The 20,388-nt window shown below is 49.7% G+C and carries 11 protein-coding genes and 1 tRNA gene; 7 read left to right on the top strand and 5 right to left on the bottom strand.

The genetic code is table 11. The features are described from left to right. The first annotated feature begins 98 nt into the window (after positions 1–98). Entirely contained in the window at positions 99–6,224 is a 6,126-nt protein-coding gene (locus ACYVB1_RS22465) for a S8 family serine peptidase (protein WP_460926058.1), read from the top strand. A gap of 366 nt (positions 6,225–6,590) precedes the next feature. Continuing rightward, positions 6,591–8,579, top strand: a complete 1,989-nt coding sequence (locus tag ACYVB1_RS22460) for a Na+/H+ antiporter NhaC family protein (RefSeq protein ID WP_460926057.1) — start codon at positions 6,591–6,593, stop codon at positions 8,577–8,579. A 63-nt stretch (positions 8,580–8,642) separates the two neighbouring features. Here the strand turns inward: ACYVB1_RS22460 and ACYVB1_RS22455 are convergent, their stop codons facing one another. Together ACYVB1_RS22455 and ACYVB1_RS22450 are read right to left on the bottom strand one after the other, a co-directional pair. Next, positions 8,643–9,578, bottom strand: coding sequence for a GNAT family N-acetyltransferase (locus ACYVB1_RS22455; protein WP_460926056.1), 936 nt, complete (start codon positions 9,576–9,578; stop codon positions 8,643–8,645). Between the two features lie 159 nt (positions 9,579–9,737). Continuing rightward, on the bottom strand, positions 9,738–10,919 hold the full coding sequence (locus ACYVB1_RS22450) for an ATP-binding protein (RefSeq protein WP_460926055.1): 1,182 nt from the start codon (positions 10,917–10,919) through the stop codon (positions 9,738–9,740). 112 nt (positions 10,920–11,031) lie between these two features. Here ACYVB1_RS22450 and hemA point away from each other — a divergent pair, with 112 nt between their 5' ends. After that, positions 11,032–12,306 (top strand): glutamyl-tRNA reductase, encoded by a 1,275-nt coding sequence (gene hemA, locus ACYVB1_RS22445; protein ID WP_460926054.1) that lies wholly within the window; start codon positions 11,032–11,034, stop codon positions 12,304–12,306. A 136-nt stretch (positions 12,307–12,442) separates the two neighbouring features. Here hemA and ACYVB1_RS22440 read toward each other — a convergent pair whose 3' ends face one another. Further along, positions 12,443–12,739, bottom strand: a complete 297-nt coding sequence (locus ACYVB1_RS22440) for an ArsR/SmtB family transcription factor (RefSeq protein WP_460926053.1) — start codon at positions 12,737–12,739, stop codon at positions 12,443–12,445. 139 nt (positions 12,740–12,878) lie between these two features. On the opposite strand from ACYVB1_RS22440, the gene ACYVB1_RS22435 reads away from it, so the two are divergent. The 3 genes from ACYVB1_RS22435 (at position 12,879) to ACYVB1_RS22425 (ending at position 16,445) form a co-directional block, all read left to right on the top strand. Beyond that, complete coding sequence (locus tag ACYVB1_RS22435; protein ID WP_460926052.1) at positions 12,879–13,952, top strand: anhydro-N-acetylmuramic acid kinase; 1,074 nt, start codon at positions 12,879–12,881, stop codon at positions 13,950–13,952. A gap of 78 nt (positions 13,953–14,030) precedes the next feature. After that, on the top strand, positions 14,031–15,257 hold the full coding sequence (locus ACYVB1_RS22430; protein WP_460926051.1) for a Glu/Leu/Phe/Val dehydrogenase dimerization domain-containing protein: 1,227 nt from the start codon (positions 14,031–14,033) through the stop codon (positions 15,255–15,257). 9 nt (positions 15,258–15,266) lie between these two features. Further along, the gene (locus ACYVB1_RS22425) at positions 15,267–16,445 is read left to right on the top strand and encodes a mechanosensitive ion channel family protein (RefSeq protein WP_460926050.1); all 1,179 of its coding nucleotides are present in this window, start codon (positions 15,267–15,269) and stop codon (positions 16,443–16,445) included. Between the two features lie 370 nt (positions 16,446–16,815). Here the strand turns inward: ACYVB1_RS22425 and ACYVB1_RS22420 are convergent, their stop codons facing one another. Beyond that, entirely contained in the window at positions 16,816–19,311 is a 2,496-nt protein-coding gene (locus ACYVB1_RS22420) for an AsmA-like C-terminal region-containing protein (RefSeq protein WP_460926049.1), read from the bottom strand. Between the two features lie 212 nt (positions 19,312–19,523). On the opposite strand from ACYVB1_RS22420, the gene ACYVB1_RS22415 reads away from it, so the two are divergent. Continuing rightward, positions 19,524–19,598: transfer RNA gene (locus tag ACYVB1_RS22415), tRNA-Val, on the top strand. Positions 19,599–19,777: 179 nt separating this feature from the next. Here the strand turns inward: ACYVB1_RS22415 and coaE are convergent. Further along, on the bottom strand, positions 19,778–20,380 hold the full coding sequence (gene coaE, locus ACYVB1_RS22410; RefSeq protein WP_460926048.1) for a dephospho-CoA kinase: 603 nt from the start codon (positions 20,378–20,380) through the stop codon (positions 19,778–19,780). Positions 20,381–20,388 lie beyond the last annotated feature (8 nt).

Genomic DNA, 20,388 nt, shown 5'->3' with positions numbered 1-20,388 from the left:
TTTATCCACATTCATCACCTCCAATACTTCCACGAGAAAGAAGACATCGAACGAGTTCATAATTTTAACTTTTCCAATATCTCAACCTTCTATCCTATATGAGTAGAATTTTACTCCTCTGCCTGTTGCTACCGCTATCTTGGTTTGCAATGGGGCAAAACACCCGATGGCAGACTGCAAAGCCTGTAGGAGCAGCCACTTCCCAAAAAACTAACCTACAGCAAGCGGAGCCGCAAAGCAGAAGCAGCAACAGCCCTGCAGCACAGTTCCGCAAAGCTGCGCCTAAACCCTTAACCACTGCCAACACACCCGTATACTGGCCTGACCGGGTTTTTGTGAAACTCAAAGAACAGGCAAGCTCACAGATACAGCCGTTTGACTCAAAAGCATCACGCCCGAAGACGATCAACAGCAAAATCAGTGGTGCGTTGCAGCGTTTCGACGCGAGTAGCGTGGCAAAGCTTCCGGTTAACTCAAAACTTTCTTCTACAAGAAACCTTTACGAAGTGGTAGTGGAGAAGCCGGAGAACCTTCAAAGCCTTTTGGTGGAGCTAAACAATATGCCAGAGGTAGCTTACGCCGAGCGGGTGCCCTATTATGTCACAACCCAGGCTCCTAACGACCCCTATTATACAGGTAACAACCAATACGCGATAAACCTGACCAAAGCAGCTGATGCATTTCGCATACAAACGGGCACGAATAAAACATTACTTGCCATTATAGATGATGCTGTTATGATTTCGCACCCTGACCTGGCGGCTAACATAGATGTTGCTAAAAGCTATGATGTAGCTGACAAGGATGACGACCCAAATCCACCTACCACAGGCGCAAATGCGGCAGCACCGGGAGTATTTTCGCACGGTACGCACTGCGCTGGAATTGCCGGGGCAGTAACAAACAATAACATGGGTGTTGCTGCTGTAAGTAACAACAACATCTCCATTATGGGCGTGAAATGCACCAGCGATGCAGCCTCCAGTACAAGAGCAATTGAGCGTGCCTACGAAGGTGTGATTTATGCCATCAACCAGGGGGCACGTGTGCTCAGCCTGTCCTGGGGAGGCTCAGGCAGTAGCGTAACCCTCCATAACCTGTTCAATGAAGCTGCGGCTAATGGTATTGTAGTGGTGGCTGCAGCCGGCAACAGTGCGAACGAAGCCATGGTTTACCCTGCCGCTTTCAATAACGTGATTGCCGTCGCCAGTTCAGACAACAATGACTTAGCCAGCTCCTTCACGAGCTACGGCACCTGGGTAGATGTTACGGCTCCCGGCTCTGCCATTATGAGCACTGTGGCTGGTGGCACAACGGGTTCATATGCCTTGGGCTGGGGTACTTCTATGGCAGCTCCAATGGTAGCGGGCATGGTGGCGCACATGCTATCCGAAAACCCCACCCTGACGCCACAGGCTGTTCTGCATATCCTGAAAAGTTCTGCCGACCCGATTGATAACGCACCAGGGCAGGACCCTAAGTATGCAGGCAAGCTCGGCGCTGGCCGTATCAATCTGTATCAGGCAACAAGAATAATCCAGGGCATCACAAACACAGTTGCTCCTTCTGCCATTACTGATTTAAAAACAAGTAACACAACAGAGACAACTGTCCGCCTCTCCTGGACATCACCGGGCGTGAACGGGACAGAGGCTGCAACACTTTACGACGTGCGTTACGCCACGGCTCCCATTACGACCGCTAATTTTTCTTCTGCAACCAGAACCACAGCCAGCGTAGTGCCTGCTCAACCAGGAACAGCCCAGGAGCTTGTAGTAAAGAACCTTACCCCAGGCACTTTCTACTATTTTGCTATTATGGCCAGATCTTTTTACGGCGATGGCACACTGTCGAACATAGTGAGCTCAAGAACACTGGATGCACCGAAAGTTGATTTAGATCGCTCTACTTTAACATTCAACATAGACAGGGACGCAAGCGCTACAGCCACCCAGAACTTTAACCTGAACAACATAGGCAATGGGCCATTACGCTACACGGCAACCGTTATACCTACATCAGGCAAAAATGTGCTTTCTTACGACAACGGAGAACCTGACGCAGAAAACAGCCTCGGGTTGTCTGGGGGAGGCTTTTATGCAGCGGTAAAGTTTATAGCAGGCCCGAGAGGTTTTTACCTGACGCACGTACAGAACCATATCAACGGCAATATCGCTGCTACCGCCAACGTCCCTATCGGTATACGCATATTCAAAGGAGGCACAAGCCCAGGCAATGCGACGCTCGTTACTTCTCAGACCACCCTTAGTTCCGTTGAAGCCGAGGGCAGCCTGCTTACCTTTCAATTACATGAGCCTCAACACTTCCTTCCTGGTGATGTATTCTGGGTTGACTTCAGCTTGCCAGAAGAGCTCCGTGCTCCACAGGCATTCGATAATACCGGCCCCAGATCGGGAACCTTCTTTGTTAGTAGTGATGGCACTCATTATGATGATGTGCAGTCTCTGGCCGCTTTCCTGGACATCGCAGCCTTCAGGATCAGGGCTACCTGCTCAGATGGCTTAACCATCAGCCCCGCATCTGGGACTGTTGCCCCGGCACAGTCCCAGCTATTTGCTTTAAGTGTAGATGCTGAAAAGCTGGTAAACGAAACATTCAAGGCAAACGTGCAAATCAAAAGCAACGATCCTTTAGAGCCTGTAGCCAACAAGCCGCTCATCATTACCATCACAGGAGGGCAGCCAACAATGGTCGTAGACAATACAACAGTGGACTTCGGCACGCTGTATGCTCACTCCAGCGTTACGAAGAGTGTACTAATAAAGAACACAGGTGTCGCGAACCTGGACATAAATACCGCCAGCTTCGATGGAGGTGCGTTTCCCGCATCAGACTTTGTGCTTTCACCCGCTGCCCCTATCCTTATAAAGCCAGGAGAGCAGCAAGTAGTCAGTATTACGTTCAAGCCTTCCAGAGTTGACGCTTTAGCAGGTACCCTGACACTCTCTTCAAATGCCCCTGATGCTCCCGCTGTAACACTCCACCTGATGGCAACGGCCATAGCGCCTCCAGTGGCTGTTACGCCGGTTACGCTGCATGTAACCATAGATAAAGAAGAAGCGACAACAGCTACCGAAGTGGTGAAAATAAAGAATGATGGAAACAGTACCCTCAACTATACATTACAGATACAGCCAGAAACGCCACAAACCCTAAAGTATGATCCGGATCGTGTGGCGGACGACTTTATTGGACGGAACAGCACTACTGCCGTATTCTGGACCGCTATGAAGTTTACTGTAACAACGCCCTCTTTTACGCTGCTACAGGTACAAAACTACTATCGTACGCAGTTTGCGACAGATCCCAACATAGTCATGAGAGTGTACAAGGGAGGAACTTCCCCAACCAACGGCACTTTATTGTCGCAGCAAAATTTGGCTCCGGATGCCAACACCCGTGACGGCGCTTTTGCATCCATTCCGCTGCAGCAACCGCATAGCTTTGTTTTGAACGATGTTTTCTGGGTTGTCTTTATATACAATGGCGTACCCTATGCGCAGGGTTATAACAGTGGATCTCCCGGAACCAATGTAAACTTGTACAGCATCAATGGCACCTCCTGGACCTCCTATAACACTAATACTTTTAAAATCAGGGCACTTGGCATTCCTGCCTGGATCGCCACAGCACCTGCATCAGGTGCCCTGGCCGCAGGAGAAGAAGCCGAATTTACTGTTCAGCTTGATGCAGCTTACCTGAATGTAGGGAGCCATAAAGCAAAGGTGCTGGTTAAAACAGATAAAGCCGGATACCCTGAATACGCAGTAGACGTTAACCTGCGCGTGCGCGATTTGCCTGTAGCTGATTTTACAACGGCTTATACCAATGTAGTAACAGGAAGGTCCATAAAGTTTATAAACACCTCCACTAACGCCGACGCATACGAATGGGAGTTTGAGGGAGCGAAGACAGTAACATCAACAGAAGAATCGCCAACTGCCCAATACACTACCCCTGGGGTTTATAAAGTTATCCTCACAGCAAAAAAGTCTAATGGTACGGCTACTGCGCCCCTTGTCAGGGAGGGATATGTAGTGGTTGCTGACAACCACTGTGAAGAACTGAACGCTCCTTTTGCCGGCACGCCTACCACATATAAATCAGGTGATGGCTTTGTTACAGGCAATAACACTTACGGCGACCTGGCTAAGGCCAACATGTTTACTTACGACCGGGAAGGCAACTCCTACTTAACCGGGGTTAAGATCAGGTTTGGATATGCTGATACAACGGCCAGCGACACTGCTACGGTAAAAATAGCTGTTTGGCGTGTCGCAGATGGCGTGCCGGGCGAAATCATTGCTTCCCGGAGCATCAAAATAAGCGATATAGCTGCTGACGTAGCCGCTCAGCGAGCAACCGAAGTGATATTTGGTGCTGCTGTACCTGTTGCCGGTGACTTTATGGCGGGTGTTGTGCTGAACTATGAAGCTAACAGCCAGGTAGCTATTGCCACACACACTGTTACTGAAAAGCCTGCTGCTGGTGTGCAAGGCTGGGAGCAATTGCAGGATGGTTCCTGGGATACAGTCCTTGCCGGATGGGGAGCCGACCTGGCTATGTTCATCCAGCCTGCCATCTCCCGAAAACTTGAGCCGTTAGTGGCCGCATTCCATTTTGCTGACCCGGTAGTCAATTTTAGCGCAGCAACCTGCGCAGGAACAGAGATGCTGCTGGACGCATCCCAAACCAAAGGTGCCACACGTGTGGAATGGGTTTATGAAGGAGCGGATGTAGCCCGGGCAGACGGTCAGAACACTTACCTGGCTTATAACGAACCGGGCACCTACACGATCACACTGAATGCTTACGACGACTGTAACGGCGTCGTGTCGGTCAGCAAAACTGTTACCGTATTTGCGCTTCCTGTGGCCACGATTACAGCCAGCGGCACCACCACTTTTTGTGAAGGCGGCAGCGTGATCTTGTCAGCATCGGAAGGAGCTGGCTACCTATGGAGCAACGGCGAAACAACCCGTACAGTAACAGTAACAGAAGCTGGCAACTATACCGTTACTGTTACGAGCGAGAGCGGTTGCGAAGCCACTTCTGCAGCCACAACTGTTCTTGTTCATGAACTACCAACTGCTGCCATCATGACATCCGGGGACACCACGTTCTGCGAAGGTGGCAACGTCATGCTAACCGCTTCGGAAGGCACCTCCTACCGCTGGTCAAACGGGGAGACAACACAAGCGATCAATATAACTGCTTCCGGCAACTATACTGTAACCGTTAGAAACGCTGCAGGATGCGAGGCTACCTCTGAAGCTGTGACTGTAACAGCTAACCCGCTTCCTGGCAGCACCTTAACTGCTTCTGGTGATACTACCTTCTGCCAGGGGGGTAGCGTGACACTTACAGCTGAGGAGGGGGCTAGTTACCTGTGGAGCAACGGGGCTACTACCCGCTCAGTTTCTGTGACCAGCGGAGGCAACTATTCTGTGCAAATAACTACGGCAGCTGGCTGCTCCATAACCTCGGACGCCATTACTATTACTGTAAATCCTTTGCCAACAGCTACCATTACAGCCACTGGAGCCACTACTTTTTGCGCTGGCGGCAGTGTCGTGCTTACCGCTTCGGAAGGTAGCAGCTACCTGTGGAGTAATGGCGAGACAACACGTTCTGTTACTGTAGCAAATAGTGGCAACTACACTGTAGCCATCACCAACACAAGTGGGTGCCAGAGCATTTCAGCAGCCACACCTGTAACTGTAATAGAGATTCCGGCCAAGCCTGTTATCACGCAACATGTAAGGTTACTTACTTCCAGCGCGGCAGAGGGCAACCAGTGGTTCCTCAATGGAACGGCCATAAAAGACGCTACAACTCAGACGTACACCGTCAGGCGAAACGGCACATACACGTTACAGGTAACCAGTAACGGTTGCACTTCGCCTGTTTCTGATGAGTTGATAGTTACTGCCGAAACCACAGCAGGCATCAAAGCCATGGAAGTTTACCCGAATCCTGCTTCCGAAGCTTTCACACTGTCCTTCAGTATGGCGAAAGAAGAGAGCGTTGGAATCAGGGTTATCAGCTCTACAGGCCAGTTGGTAATGGAAGAAGTAGTCCCTGCTTTTAAAGGTACTTATGAAAAGCAGATAAGCCTTCCGGGTGCCGCGTCCGGCACTTACATCCTGCAGATACTCTATTCAGATAAAGTGGCGACACGTAAAGTAGTACTAAACCGCTAGTCCTGCTCCGCTATGTTTCACAGGCTCTGTACCACATTGTGCAGGGCCTGTTTTATTTTATACCCCGCAGTAGCCCTTCATTCCAGGCTATCCTGTGCCTCCGTTATTTCAACATCTACAAGCAGAAAGCTGCTTTGATAACACTACACAAATCGATTCAGCTTACATTTAGAGTGGCCGGTTTGCGGAGGAAGAAAAAGAAAACTTCAGCAGACGCAGGCAAACAGGTGTGACCAAAGCGACAATTCAACACCCTTAAAACCAGCACTTAGACCTCCGCCACCAACAGTACCCGCGCCAAAGACGTTTAAAATTCCTTATTTTTTTGTTACTTAAGGGGTTGAAATGAACTGATTCCCCTATTTAATGAAGCTATATAAGTCCCTGCTGAGCCTGTTATTGCTCCTGCTGTTGTGTTTCCGGACACAGGCACAGGAAGCCATTGACAAGGCCGCAATTGAAGAGCTCTCCCTGCAAGCCGTTAATGACACAGCCTTCTCTCTCCGCACCACGAACGAGGCAGGTAATCTGGTTAAGTACACCGGCATACTGCCGCTTCGGGTGAACGGAGAACTACAGGAAGCAGACTTCAAGGATGGAGAAACCCGGCTTGTACTACCTCAGTCAGCTGCACTGGTGCAGCTGAGCGCCAACTTAGGCACCCATACCCTGGCGCGCCTCTACCGAATGGATGAAGAAGCAGCGGGGGGAATGCGTGAATTCCCGATGTGGCTGTCTATTCTTCCTCCGCTCATTGCCATTGTGCTGGCACTTATCTTCAAGGAGGTGTTACTGGCATTGTTTGCAGGCATATGGGTAGGCGGCTTTGTAGTTTATGGCTTTTCTTTCAAGTCCTTTTTTACAGGCCTGCTGGCTGTTGGCGATACTTACCTTATGTCCGCACTCACAGACTCCGACCATGTTTCAGTTATCCTTTTTTCAATGCTGATTGGCGGTATGGTAGCCATCATCTCTAAAAATGGCGGTATGGCTGGCATCGTGAACCTGCTTTCCAGCTATGCAAGGTCGGCCAAAAGCTCACAGATAGTGACATGGGCATTAGGGATAGCTATTTTCTTTGACGATTACGCCAACACGCTTATCGTAGGTAATACCATGCGCCCTGTAACGGACGGGCACCGGATTTCACGTGAAAAACTGGCCTACCTCGTAGACAGCACCGCTGCCCCGGTAGCATCTATCGCTTTTGTTACCACATGGGTAGGCGCAGAGCTGGGTTACATCAAAGATGCAGCCACCTCTTTGGGTATAGAAGAAGGAGCTTACTCTCTGTTCTTCCACTCGCTGGAATATGCGTATTACCCTGTACTGACGCTGGTGTTTATGCTGATGCTCATTCTTATGAACCGCGACTTTGGAGGCATGCACCGCGCAGAAGTGCGTGCCCGCACCACCGGTGCCGTTACCTCTGCCAGCATGGACCCTAAAGGCGAAGCGAGGCAACAGCAGGAAATGGCTGAGTTCGAACCGGTGGATGCCACACGCACACGTGCCGTCAATGCGCTGCTACCAGTACTGGTGGTTATTTTCGGCACTTTGGCAGGCTTGCTCTACACGGGCTACAACCCAGATACATGGGCCGATCCGGGCCTTAGTTTTGTTCGCAAACTCTCCATCACCATCGGCGACTCTAACTCCTACGTCTCTCTAATCTGGGCTTCACTTTCCGGGGTGATAGTGGCGGTTATACTGACGGTGAGCCAGCGCATCATGAGTCTGACGGAAACGATGGAGTCTTTGGTAGTAGGCTTCAAAACAATGTTACCGGCCATACTCATCCTGGTGCTGGCCTGGTCGCTGGCAACCGTAACACAGCAGCTATATACTGCAGAGTACCTGACCTCTCTCTTTTCTGGCAACATCTCACCGCACTTTCTGCCTGAAATTACTTTTTTCCTGGCAGCTATCATTGCCTTTTCTACAGGCTCCAGCTGGGGAACCATGGCCATCCTGTACCCGCTGATGCTGCCTGCCGCCTGGTACGTGTGCCAGATGCAGGGCTTTACGCTGGAAGAAACAATGCCCATCATCTACAATGTTATCTCCGTTGTGCTGGCCGGTTCTGTGTTCGGCGACCACTGCTCTCCTATTTCTGACACCACCATCCTGAGTTCGCTGGCATCCGGCTGCAACCACATCGACCATGTGAAAACGCAGCTGCCTTATGCTGTGACGGTAGCGTTGGTGGCAAACATAGTCTGCACAAACTTATCGACACTAGGGGTGCACTGGCTGCTGGTCTACTTAATCGGGGCAGGCATACTCTGGGGAGTTATCCGGCTGCTTGGCAAGAAGAATGAGGTGGAGGCGGTACCTGCCGCAGAAGCGGTTTGATCAGATTACCACTAAAAGAAAGGCTGCTCTTACCCGGAGCAGCCTTTCTTTTAGTGCCTGACGTTAAAACAGCAACTCATAAAAATCGTGCACGATTGTGCGGGCTCCGTAGCTTTCTTTGTTTCGAACCAGCCCCTCGTTCAGATACTGCCCCTGCTCTTCTGTGGAGACGCCAAAGTCGAAGTACCTTTTGTGTGGGTACACCTCTGTTATCAGATAGTCTGCCAACACATTCATTGCGCCTAGCGCTCTGCCTTCTGCCGTAGTGCTCATATACTGGCAGTGTGCCACAGTAGCTGTCTCATACATCACAACACCTGCCACCATTGCATTACCTGCATGCCCGCCATACAGCTTGATATTCTTTGGAAAGCGGGAGGCAAGTAGTAGCATTTCTTCAGCGGTATGCACTGGCTGCTTCTTGTACTTCTCCTCCAGCAGGGCTTGCTCGATCTGCATAAACCGGCTGTAGTCCTGCGACTCCTGCACCTGCAGTTCTTCCCCCTTTGCCTTCTTCACCTCCCATCGCCTCTTCCTGTTATAGCTGACAGGCTGGGCCAGATCTATGACCGAACTCACGTCACGCCTGTACAACTTGGCACCGTAACGGAACAGCGCGTACAGGTCTTCCTCTGCCGGCACCTGGTGGTAAATGTGCGGTATTGTTTTGTAGAGCATGCTTCGAAAGCCTGCCTCCTTGTAGTACACCTTCATCGCTTCAACCACCTCCAGCATCACCGGTGCTTTCATGCGGCTGTCGCTGATGATGCCGCCATAGGTCAAACCACCGTGGCTGTGCACCTCCTGCCCCACCTCGTTGGCTGGCAACAAAGCTACTAATCTGTTTTTCCGGTAAAAGAGCAGCGAATGGTCCTTAAACCTGTCAGCATGGTATTCCATATAGTCGCGGTGCAGCAGAAAGGTGCCGTTTCGGGAACCTGCCACAAAGGCGTCCCAGGCAGCTTTATACTCCTCGCTATATTTTATTACTTCTACCATTTATTTGACAAAGGACTACTAGATGAAGTACTTGCGGACAAAGGAAACAGCACAGGAAAGAACCCTCCCCAATCACCCCTTTTAACTTTCTAATTTTTTAACTTTCTACCAACCCTCTACCTCCCTACCCCTTTAACTCTAAAACTCCCCAACTCTCTTCTATCGGTTCAGCACAATCCGGAACGTGGTGCCCTTGCCTACCTCCGACCACTTCACATACAGCCTGCCTTCATGGTAGTTGTCGATGATGCGCTTTGCCAGTGCCAAGCCCAGCCCCCAGCCCCGCTTTTTAGTGGTGTAACCCGGCAGAAACACAGAATCGATTTTGCTTTTAGGAATGCCTTTGCCTGAGTCGGTAATGTCTACGGCCACGCTGCTCTTGCCAAATAACGACAGCTGTATGTCGATACTCCCCCTGCCCTCCATGGCATCCACAGCATTCTTGCAGATATTCTCAATTACCCAGTCATAAAGCGACACGTTCACTTTAGCCGTAACATCGGGGGGGAAGGCAGAAGTGACGGAAAAGGCAACCTTGCGCGAAATACGGTTTTGCAGGTAATTGATGGCGTTTTCCGTTACCTGCAGGATATTCTCGTCGCGCAGGGTTGGCACTGAGCCAATGTTGGAAAAGCGCTCTGTTATTATCTCCAGCCGCCGCACGTCTTTGCCCAGTTCATCAATAATCGGTTCCTTTTCAAACTTCGGGCTCGACTTGATGTACTCGTACCACGCCATCAGCGAGGAGAGCGGTGTACCTAACTGGTGCGCCGTCTCCTTCGCCAAACCTACCCACACCCTGTTCTGCTCGGCACGGCGGGAGTAGCTGAAGGCAAAATAAGCCATGGAGACAAAGCAGGCAATCACGATAAGCTGCACGTATGGATAATACCGGAGTTGCGAGAGCAGCGCTGAATCTTTGTAAAATACATAATTGACAGATCCTTCGGCCCAGGGCACCACAATGGGCGCATGCTGTGTTTTCATCTTATCAATCTCGCGCTGCAGCAGCTGATTGATTTTATCTGTGTCTCCCGAAATGTTTTCGGGAATATTTATGTTCTTTGAATCAAGGATGTTCTCATTTTCGTCTGTAAGGATAACAGGCACCGTATGGTTGGAGGAAAGGATTTCTTCTTCAATAAACACAATATTATCGTCGCTTGGCGCATTGATCATGTAGCGAAGGCCCTTTGCGTAGAGTTGGACAAGTTCCTGCTCCCGCTCAGACAGCCTGCTAACTAAGATGTTTGTATACGTGATAGTGGCAGCTCCAATGATAAGGGCGATGATAACAAAAACAAGCTTTATCCTGTTCTTTTGGGAGTAAATGGGAATCATGCAGTTTACACGAAATTTATTTGAAATTAGTATAAATTAAACAATGAGCGCAAGGAAGTTTTATTTTAATGAATTGAACTGTAACTTTGCACTCCAGTAGACACACGTTATTATGCTTCAGAATTTCAAAGCAATCAGCCTGTCTTATAAGAAAGCGCCGCTGGATATCAGGGAACTGATTGCCTTAGATGAAACTTCCTGCAGGCTATTCCTACAGACGCTCAAGAGCTTTATTCAGGCTTCTGACATACTGGTGCTTTCTACCTGCAACCGCACCGAAGTTTATTACAATGCCGATATCGACCACAGCGCAGAAATTGTAAAGCTGCTGGGCATCACCAAAGGCATTGAAAATATCTCCCAATACCTGGATTACTTCACCATCCTGAACGAACACGACGATGCCGTGCAGCATCTGTTTGATGTATCGATGGGACTGGAGTCGCAGGTGGTGGGCGATATGCAGATTTCTAACCAGGTGAAGCAAGCCTACCAGTGGGCTGCCGACAACGAGACCGCCGGCCCGTTCCTGCACCGCCTGATGCACACGATCTTTTTTACGAACAAGCGCGTAGTGCAGGAAACTGCCTTCCGTGATGGTGCTGCCTCTACCTCTTATGCTGCTATCGAGCTGATCGAGGATTTAACAGCTGAGCTAATTGAGCCGAGTATATTGGTAGTAGGCTTAGGTGAGATTGGCGCTGATGTGTGCCGTAACCTGAAAGACAGTGGCTTTAAGAATGTAAAAATCACGAACCGTACGCAAGCCAAAGCGAAGGCACTGGCAGATGAATGCGGCATGGAGGTGATACCGTTTGAGAACATTGTGCAGGGCATGAAGGAGGCAGATGTTATCATCTCGTCTGTAGCCCGTGAAACACCTTTCTTCACCAAAGAGATGGTGAAGCGCCTGAACGTACTGTCGTTTAAATTCTTTATTGATTTATCGGTACCGCGCAGTGTAGAAGCGGAAGTAGAAACAGTGCCCGGCGTGTTGGTTTACAACATCGACACCATCCAGAACAAAGCTTCTGAGGCGCTGCAAACCCGCATCAACGCTGTCCCCAAAGTAAAGGAAATCATATCAGAGTCCATCGACCAGTTTAATGATTGGTCCAAGGAAATGATGGTGTCTCCTACTATTAACCGCCTGAAGAGTGCTTTGGAAACAATCCGCCAGGAAGAAATGGCGCGGTACATGAAAAAGCTAGGCCCTAAGGAGACGCAGCTGGTAGACAACATCACTAAGTCTATGATGCAGAAAATAATCAAGCTTCCGGTGTTGCAACTGAAGGCTGCCTGCAAGCGAGGTGAAGCCGAAACCCTTATCGACCTGTTGAATGACCTGTTTAACCTGGAAAACCAACCCGAAGAAGCCAATCATTAAAATTGGGTGAACAGCCCTTTTTTCTTAGTAAAAACAAAAGCCTAAGGCCTCCGCAGACTTCATCTAAAGTGAAATGCGGAGGCCTTAGGCTTTTATCATACACACCATGGCTGCAACCAGTTAGCGTGAACTACTACTAAATATCGACGCAGCATTCTTCCAGGCAGTCAATCACATCGATCAACTTAGGGATCGCCAGTGAATAATAAATCTTTGTTCCCACTTTAAACGAGGACAAAACGCCCTTGTCTTTCAGTGTGATGAGGTGTTGCGATGCGATGGCCTGAGGCAGATCTAACTGTTTATATATCTCAGTAACAGTCATTTTATCTTCCTTTCCAAGCAAATCTACTATCGCCAGTCTCTTTGGGTGGGCCAATACCTTCAGCATAGCCGCAGCCTTATCTATCTTCTTAGATTCTACTCTTGACAACAAACTTTTCATAATTAATAATTATACCTTACAGTTTCTATAAATCAATTAACGTTCTTATTCTTATTCATATTCAGATATATACGAAGCCTGCACTATTTGGCTGACATACAGTGCTTAGTATTTACTAATTTTGATTATGGACACTTCATATCATGTTATAGGGCTTATGTCGGGCACCTCCTTAGACGGCCTCGACCTGGCGTATTGTAGGCTTACGTATACAAGAGAAAATTGGATATATAAGATACTACATACTAATACATTAACATATTCAGATATTCTAATTGAATCTCTTCGTGACGCCGAGACTGCCAACGCACTGGAACTCATCCGGCTACACCATTCCTTCGGCACCTATTTAGGACAACAAGTTCATACTTTCGTACAACAACACGATATCCGACCTGATTTTGTTGCCTCCCACGGGCACACTATTTTTCACCAGCCGGATAAACACATATCTTTTCAGCTGGGTGATGGCGCCTACATTGCTGCCCATGCCCGGCTGCCTGTAGTCTGCGACTTTCGGACACTGGACATCGCTTTAGGTGGCCAGGGCGCACCACTCGTTCCTATCGGTGATGAATTACTCTTTCCGGAATACGACTACTGTATTAACCTTGGAGGCATTGCCAATGTTTCCTTCTCACAAAACGAGAGGAGGGTGGCGTTTGATATATGCGCCTGTAACATGCTGCTAAACATGTTGGCTAACAGCGTTGGGAACGCCTATGATAATAACGGTGAGATGGCCAGGTCTGGTTCCCTGCAGCCGGATTTGCTACAGCAACTGAATGCCCCGGCCTATTTTACTGCACCAGCTCCAAAATCTTTGGGCAAGGAGTGGGTACTGGAGAACAGCCTTAAAGCCATCACCGCGCATAAGGCCACTGTACAGGACAAACTGCACACTGCCTGCCACCACATAGCCGTTCAGGTAAAGCAGGCACTGCCAAAGCTACATGAAGGGCAACACCGGGTGTTATTAACCGGCGGCGGCGCCTTTAACCTGTTCCTTGTTGGGTTGCTACAGGAGTACCTCGGGGAACAGTATAAGGTAGAGGTCCCGGATCCGGAGGTGGTGTCTTTCAAGGAAGCGTTGATTTTTGCCTTCCTGGGAACCTTGCGCTGGCGCGGAGAACACAACTGCCTCCGTAGTGTAACAGGCGCTTCGCAGGACAACACCGGGGGGGCTATATACCTCTGCTAAGCTATTTTGCATGCTCGTACACTCCTGTCTTATTTAGTACCTTTGCAAAACATGGTTTAGCACAGACGAACAAAACAGATGAAAGACTTACTTGAAAAGTTCGAGAACAAGCGGCCTGAGATTGTTTTTGAATGGAAAGACTCAGAAACAGAAGCTGAAGGCTGGGTGGTGATTAACTCGTTGCGGGGTGGAGCCGCAGGTGGAGGTACCCGCATGCGCAGAGGCCTGGACAAGCGAGAGGTAGAGTCGCTGGCCAAAACCATGGAGGTAAAGTTTACGGTATCCGGCCCTGCTATCGGAGGAGCCAAGTCAGGCATCAACTTCGACCCTGCCGACCCACGCAAGCGCGGTGTGCTGGAGCGCTGGTATAAAGTGGTAATTCCCCTGCTGAAGAACTACTATGGCACCGGCGGCGACATGAACGTGGACGAGATTCACGAGGTAATTCCTATCACGGAAGACTATGGTCTCTGGCATCCGCAGGAAGGCATCGTGAACGGACACTTCAACGCTACCGAGCCACAGAAAATAAACAAGATAGGGCAGCTGCGCCAAGGAGTGGTAAAGGTAATCGAGGACCCGCATTACTCCCCTTCCTCCACCCGTAAGTATACTATAGCCGATATGATCACGGGTTATGGTGTGGCAGAGTCCGTGCGCCATTTCTACGCTATCTGGGGCGGCCAATTCGAGGGCAAAAGAGCGATTATTCAGGGGTGGGGGAACGTAGGAGCTTCGGCTGCCTATTACCTGGCCTCCAAAGGCGTCAGCATTGTCGGCATCATCGACAGGGCTGGTGGCCTGATAAAAGAAGATGGTTTCTCCTTTGAGGAAATCACAGGATTCTTCCTGAACCGCCAGGGCAACGCCCTTCACCCGGTGGGGCTGCTGCCTTTTGAGGAGGTAAACGAGCGCATCTGGTCGCTGCCGGCTGAGATATTTGTACCTGCTGCTGCCTCCCGCCTTGTATCCCGTGCACAGGTAGAACAGATGATCAGCAGCGGCATGGAAGTGATTTCTTCCGGTGCCAACGTTCCTTTTCAGGACCCCGAGATTTTCTTCGGGCCTACCGCCGAATTTGCTGACAGCAAACTAGCCGTAATCCCGGACTTTATCGCCAACTGCGGTATGGCCCGGGTGTTTGCTTACCTCATGGAGAGCGAAGTGGAGATTACGGACGAGGCTATCTTCACTGACATTTCTGCCACCATCCGCACTGCGCTGGAGAAGGCGCATGAAAAGCGCGCGCAGAAAACAGATATCGCAAAAACAAGCTTTGAAATAGCACTGAGCCAGCTGCTATAATTGAATGATATGAACTGGAGAGAGAACTGGAGAGATATTCTTGCCTATGAGTTTTTAGGGAACACCGTAGCAGAGTTCCTGATGTTTTTAGGCATCCTGCTGATTGGTCTCATCTTTAGAACAGTACTGTCCCGGCTGCTGTCTAAAATCCTCTACAAGCTCGTAGACCGCTTTACGGAGGGTGACGACCAGGATGCCTTCAAGCGCCTGCTGATACAGCCGCTGGAGGTACTGCTCCTGCTTATTTTCCTGTACTTTGCTTTCCTGGTGCTGGACTATCCCCTCGACCCTACTGAAATACGCGAGGGAGACCACTTCCTGAAAACTTTTGCCTTCCGCACCTACCAGGTGTTTGTGATTGTGGCCCTGACGTGGGTTATCCTGCGTTTTGTTGATTTTATAGGAATGGTGTTTAAGCTCCGCACCGAAAGAACCTCCTCCAAGCTGGATGACCAGCTGGTGCCCTTCTTCAAGGACTTTGCAAAAGTGCTTATTGTCATTTTTTCATTCCTGACCATGCTGGGCGCTGTGTTCGGGGTAAACGTAGCTGGCCTGGTGGCCGGCCTGGGAGTGGGCGGTTTGGCCATTGCCTTTGCCGCAAAGGAAAGCCTTGAGAACCTGCTGGCTTCATTCACTATTTTCCTGGACCAGCCTTTTGTAGTAGGCGACCTGGTGCAGGTAGGCGAACTGATAGGCGTGGTAGAGAAAATAGGCTTCCGGAGCACCCGTATCCGGACACTGGAGAAAAGTTTTGTGACGCTGCCCAACAAGCACATGATTGATAAGCCGCTGGACAACCTGACACTACGCACCTTCCGCCGGGCTAAGTTCGACATTAACCTGACGTATGAGACAACCTCTGAGCAGATACGTGCTATTACGCGTGACATACAGGAGTTTATTGATCAGCACCCCCGCACGAACCAGGACGGGCGTATCCGCTTCCTGAGCCTTGGGCCGCACTCTAAAGACGTGATGGTGCTGTACTTTGTAGACACCATGGACTGGAACGAGTTTATTGATATAAAGGAGGAAATCAACTATAAGATTGTGGATATTGTGGAAAGGCATGGGGCTGATTTTGCGTTCCCGACCCAAACGCTGCACCTGCATCGGGCAGACTCCAATAAACCAAGAACTGCCGCGTCAGAAAACTACCAGTACCTTAAGGAGTCAGACCTAGAATAAAGGGCAATAAAAAAGCCGGAGAAGCTCCGGCTTTTTTTCACCCTTATGTTTTTAGATTCGATAAACCGTACTTCTCAACTATATAGTATTAGTACAAATTTACAGGAATCTCTACTTCTTTAAACCTTAATCCCTTATAACTGCATCTCCTGTTTCTTGCAGTTTTGATTTCTTTAACGACCTTATGGTGGTGCAGTTACAGTAAGATGCCAACTTTCCTTGCCAGGGCATTAATTTTGATGTGAACGGCTAATAACAGTAAGTGTAGGTTAAATACAAAATTAACGATATAGCAGGCCCTCTTCCGGATAGGACATAAAAGCAGGAGAAACTGCTTCAGGGAGTCAGCCTTTCCTTACTTCGCCAAAGATTAGTTGAAGTCGAAATACTCTCCTTCCTGCAGTTCTACCTTCTTTTCCTCTTTCGACTTTGGTTTCTTACCCCGCAGCAAGTCTTTCAGTTCCTGTCCCTCCTCTTTCAGGTCCGCTTTTACCTTCTGGCGCACGCGCTCATTATCATAGGCAATCTTGAAGTCATCCTCATTGCCTTTCAGTGTTAGAAAGAGGCTGCTGTTACCAGCGTCAGGGTCTTCTGCCACCACACCAAACACGGCGTCCTTATCCGGTCGGCGGCTCCCGAAAAGCGGCAGCTTTATCTTATAATCCATCAGCTGGTCGAAGGTGTGGGTACCGGATATGGAGACCACCGGCGCGGCCGAAACGTTAGAGCGGATATCCATCTCCGGGATGTAAATGGTACGCTGCTGTATCCAGAAGCTGTTGTGCAGCTCCGCAAAGCGCATATTGGCCAGCTCAGAGCGTTTTACGAACGCAGACATCTTTTGCATAGGGGCAAAGTTAATCAACTGCCCATTGCGCACGGTGGCGTCTATTTCGGCCTGCAGCAGGTTCGTCTTCGGGTTAAGCTGGCTGTCGAAGAACACATCTGACACAATATTAGCGGTAAGCTGGCCCCGCAGGTGGCGTTCTTCTATAAAATTCTGGTGGAAGTTCTCAAAGACGTAGAAGAGGCTGTCTACGCTCATGTTATTAAGCTTTGTGGCTGTGCTGACCTTAATATGATCGCGGGTGCGGGCATCGAGGGTGCCACGCACAGCAAAGTCACCGCCAACGGCCCTGAAAGAGATGTTAGGCGTTGTTAGCACCTGGTTCAGGAGCTTTACCTCTCCCTGCACGTTTTTGCCCTTAAAGCGCCTGAAACGCAGCTGATCAATAGAAGCACTCAGGTCGAAGGCGATGTTCGGCGATATTGCAAATTTATAGCTGTCGCTACTGCCTTTGCGTTCCGCCTCCGCCGTGTTCAGTTCCTCGCTCAGCAGTTGGTTAAAGTTAAGGTAGTTGCTTTTGAAGTCTGCCTCTACCAACAGGCGCTGCCGCTCCAGGAGCAGCCAGGCCATCACATTCTTAAACATGCCGTTCACCACAAAATCGGACTCGCCCAGCTTACCTTTGAAATCAGACACGGCCACATCGTTGCGCTTAAACATAAAGTTACCGCTCAGGTTGCTGAGTGGCATTGGCAGGTCCTGCATGGTCAGCGACACATTGTGCAGTGTAACATCTCCGGTAGTGTTGAGGGTGCTATTGCCCGGGCGGGCTTTGAACTCATTTAAGTTACCGGAAAAGGCGATACGCACATCTGCCAATCCGCTGCCACTACGTACCTGCTCCATTTTTGCCAGCCCCAGCACATACCCCACATCCAGCATCCCCTGTACATCAAACGCAATATTGGGGTTGTTGAAATTCCGGTAGGTGAGGTTACCCTTAAAAGGCCGGCCGTTCAGCACACCACTCAGGCTTTTCAGCTCCAGCGCTGATGTGGTGGCATTTTTTTTCTCGCCGTTCGTAAAGCTGCCTGTCAGGTTTATTTTCTCTACCCGCTGCTTTACATCGGGGTGGTAGAAAGAAGCATCGCGGGCACCAAAGCTAAAGGTTATCAGCGGCGTTTCTTTTGATGATACGTTGCCTTTCACCGTGCCATGAAAATAGATGTCACCCTCGCTGCGGTATTGCCGGAACTCCTGTGTAATGTCTTGCGGCAACAACGACAACAGCGACTGCACATTCGTGTTCTTGCCGTCCAGCTTCAGGTCTAAGGTCGTGGTGCCGGCATAGCCAACGGTGCCCCCCACTTCGTACGCTGCACCTTCTATCAGCACCGCAGATGGCTGCAGCAAAATAGTTTCTGCGGCACGATTAATACTTAGCACTGTGGCTACATCAACTTTTTTGCCCTTAAAGTATTCTCCTGTACCTACCTTGATGGTGTGGATGGTGGTACTGCCTTCTGCTTCAATGGCTATTGTCTCCGGGGAGATAGCCAGGGCTGCCGCCAGTTCATGAGCATCCACAGCATAGGTCTGCTGCAGTTGCTGGTCAATGTAATGCACGGCAACTTCCGAAAGGCTTATCTTCTCCAGGTCAAAGGAGAAGTCCTCTTCATCTGAGGAAGTCGTGTCTGTATGGATGACCTGGTAATTTACACTTCCGTCTGGCAGCACCTTCACGTACACCTCACCCTTTTCCATGTAAAACTGCTTTACGCTGTACTTGCCCCGCAGCACATCCAACAGGCTGAAGGTGAAATACAGCTTGTCGGCCCGCGCCAGCGACTCCTGGCTTTCCGGAAGGCCCTCGTGCACGTTTACCTGATTCAGGCTAACGGCTACCTGCGGAAACTTATCGAACAGGGAGAGCGATATCTGCCCTACCTCTACTTTGGTTTTGATGTGCTTATTAGCCTCGGCCACAAAAAGCTCGATAATTTTGTCCTGGTACGTGTACACCAACGCCAATGCCATTCCCATTACGGCCACCACTACAGCAACCGAATAAAATAGCACTTTTTTTACAACTCCTTTTCTCACCAAGCGAAAGTTCAGATTTATAGCACCTTATAAAAAGATAAAGGTACAGCAGTTATAATACGGGAACAATAGGCGCTACACGCAGAAAAAAAATTTAAGATTTTTTTTGCGAATGTTTTGCAGTTAAAAAAATATGCCCCATATTTGCATCATCAAACGGGGACAAAAGGTCAACGAAAACAAAAAAAGGGGTGTTAGCTCAGCTGGTTCAGAGCACCTGCCTTACAAGCAGGGGGTCACTGGTTCGAATCCAGTACGCCCCACAAAAGGACAACTGCAAAGTTGTCCTTTTTTTATGTCCGTACTTTTCTGCATACTCCTCTTTTTCCCTTTCACTTTCATTCTTCCTGCCGTAGCCCTATGAAGGCAACGCCAGAAAACGGGCAATAGTATCCTGCTTCGCTAATACCTTAGCGGACGCCAAAAGCATCACCTGAAAGATTTATTTTGTAGTTGCTGATGTGCTTAGCTGCTCATGCAGTTTCAGCACCTGTGGGATGATCAGTTGCTGATCATCGTTGTAGATAATATGTTCTGCACGCGACATCCGCTCCTCCTCGCTCAGTTGCTTGCCAATGATGTTGCGGATGTCCTCCTCTGTCCGGTGGGTATCGCGCGCGAGTAACCGTTTGATGCGTACATCCATGGGAGCAAAGACTGTGATGATCTGATCCATCTGCTTCCAGGCCTCTGACTCGTACATCAGGGCAGCTTCTTTGAGCACATAAGGCTTGTCAGCATGCTGGGCGGCCCATTTCGTGAAATCGTTGCGCACATGCGGATGCACGAGGCCATTTAACTGTTCCAGCCGATCGGGGTTGTTGAAAACGACAGAGGCCAGGTAAGTGCGGTTTAATTCCCCTGCCTCAGTAAAGGCCTCAGCTCCATATGCTGCTATAAGTTCCTGCCGAAGCACCGTATCATGCCGCATCACCCACTTGGCGCGGGCATCAGAATCATAGACAGGCACGCCCAAAAGGGCGAAGACACGGCTTACCACTGTCTTGCCTACTCCTATTCCTCCGGTTATACCTATCTTCAGCATGTTTTACT

Source organism: Pontibacter brevis (genome assembly GCF_054779655.1).
This window is presented reverse-complemented; position numbering and strand designations above follow the sequence as displayed.

Coding starts and splice junctions, on each gene's coding strand:
- hemA (WP_460926054.1), top strand. CDS start 11,032: ATGCTTCAGAATTTCAAAGCAATCAGCCTGTCTTATAAGAAAGCGCCG.
- ACYVB1_RS22465 (WP_460926058.1), top strand. CDS start 99: ATGAGTAGAATTTTACTCCTCTGCCTGTTGCTACCGCTATCTTGGTTT.
- ACYVB1_RS22430 (WP_460926051.1), top strand. CDS start 14,031: ATGAAAGACTTACTTGAAAAGTTCGAGAACAAGCGGCCTGAGATTGTT.
- ACYVB1_RS22435 (WP_460926052.1), top strand. CDS start 12,879: ATGGACACTTCATATCATGTTATAGGGCTTATGTCGGGCACCTCCTTA.
- ACYVB1_RS22425 (WP_460926050.1), top strand. CDS start 15,267: ATGAACTGGAGAGAGAACTGGAGAGATATTCTTGCCTATGAGTTTTTA.
- ACYVB1_RS22450 (WP_460926055.1), bottom strand. CDS start 10,919: ATGATTCCCATTTACTCCCAAAAGAACAGGATAAAGCTTGTTTTTGTT.
- ACYVB1_RS22460 (WP_460926057.1), top strand. CDS start 6,591: ATGAAGCTATATAAGTCCCTGCTGAGCCTGTTATTGCTCCTGCTGTTG.
- coaE (WP_460926048.1), bottom strand. CDS start 20,380: ATGCTGAAGATAGGTATAACCGGAGGAATAGGAGTAGGCAAGACAGTG.
- ACYVB1_RS22455 (WP_460926056.1), bottom strand. CDS start 9,578: ATGGTAGAAGTAATAAAATATAGCGAGGAGTATAAAGCTGCCTGGGAC.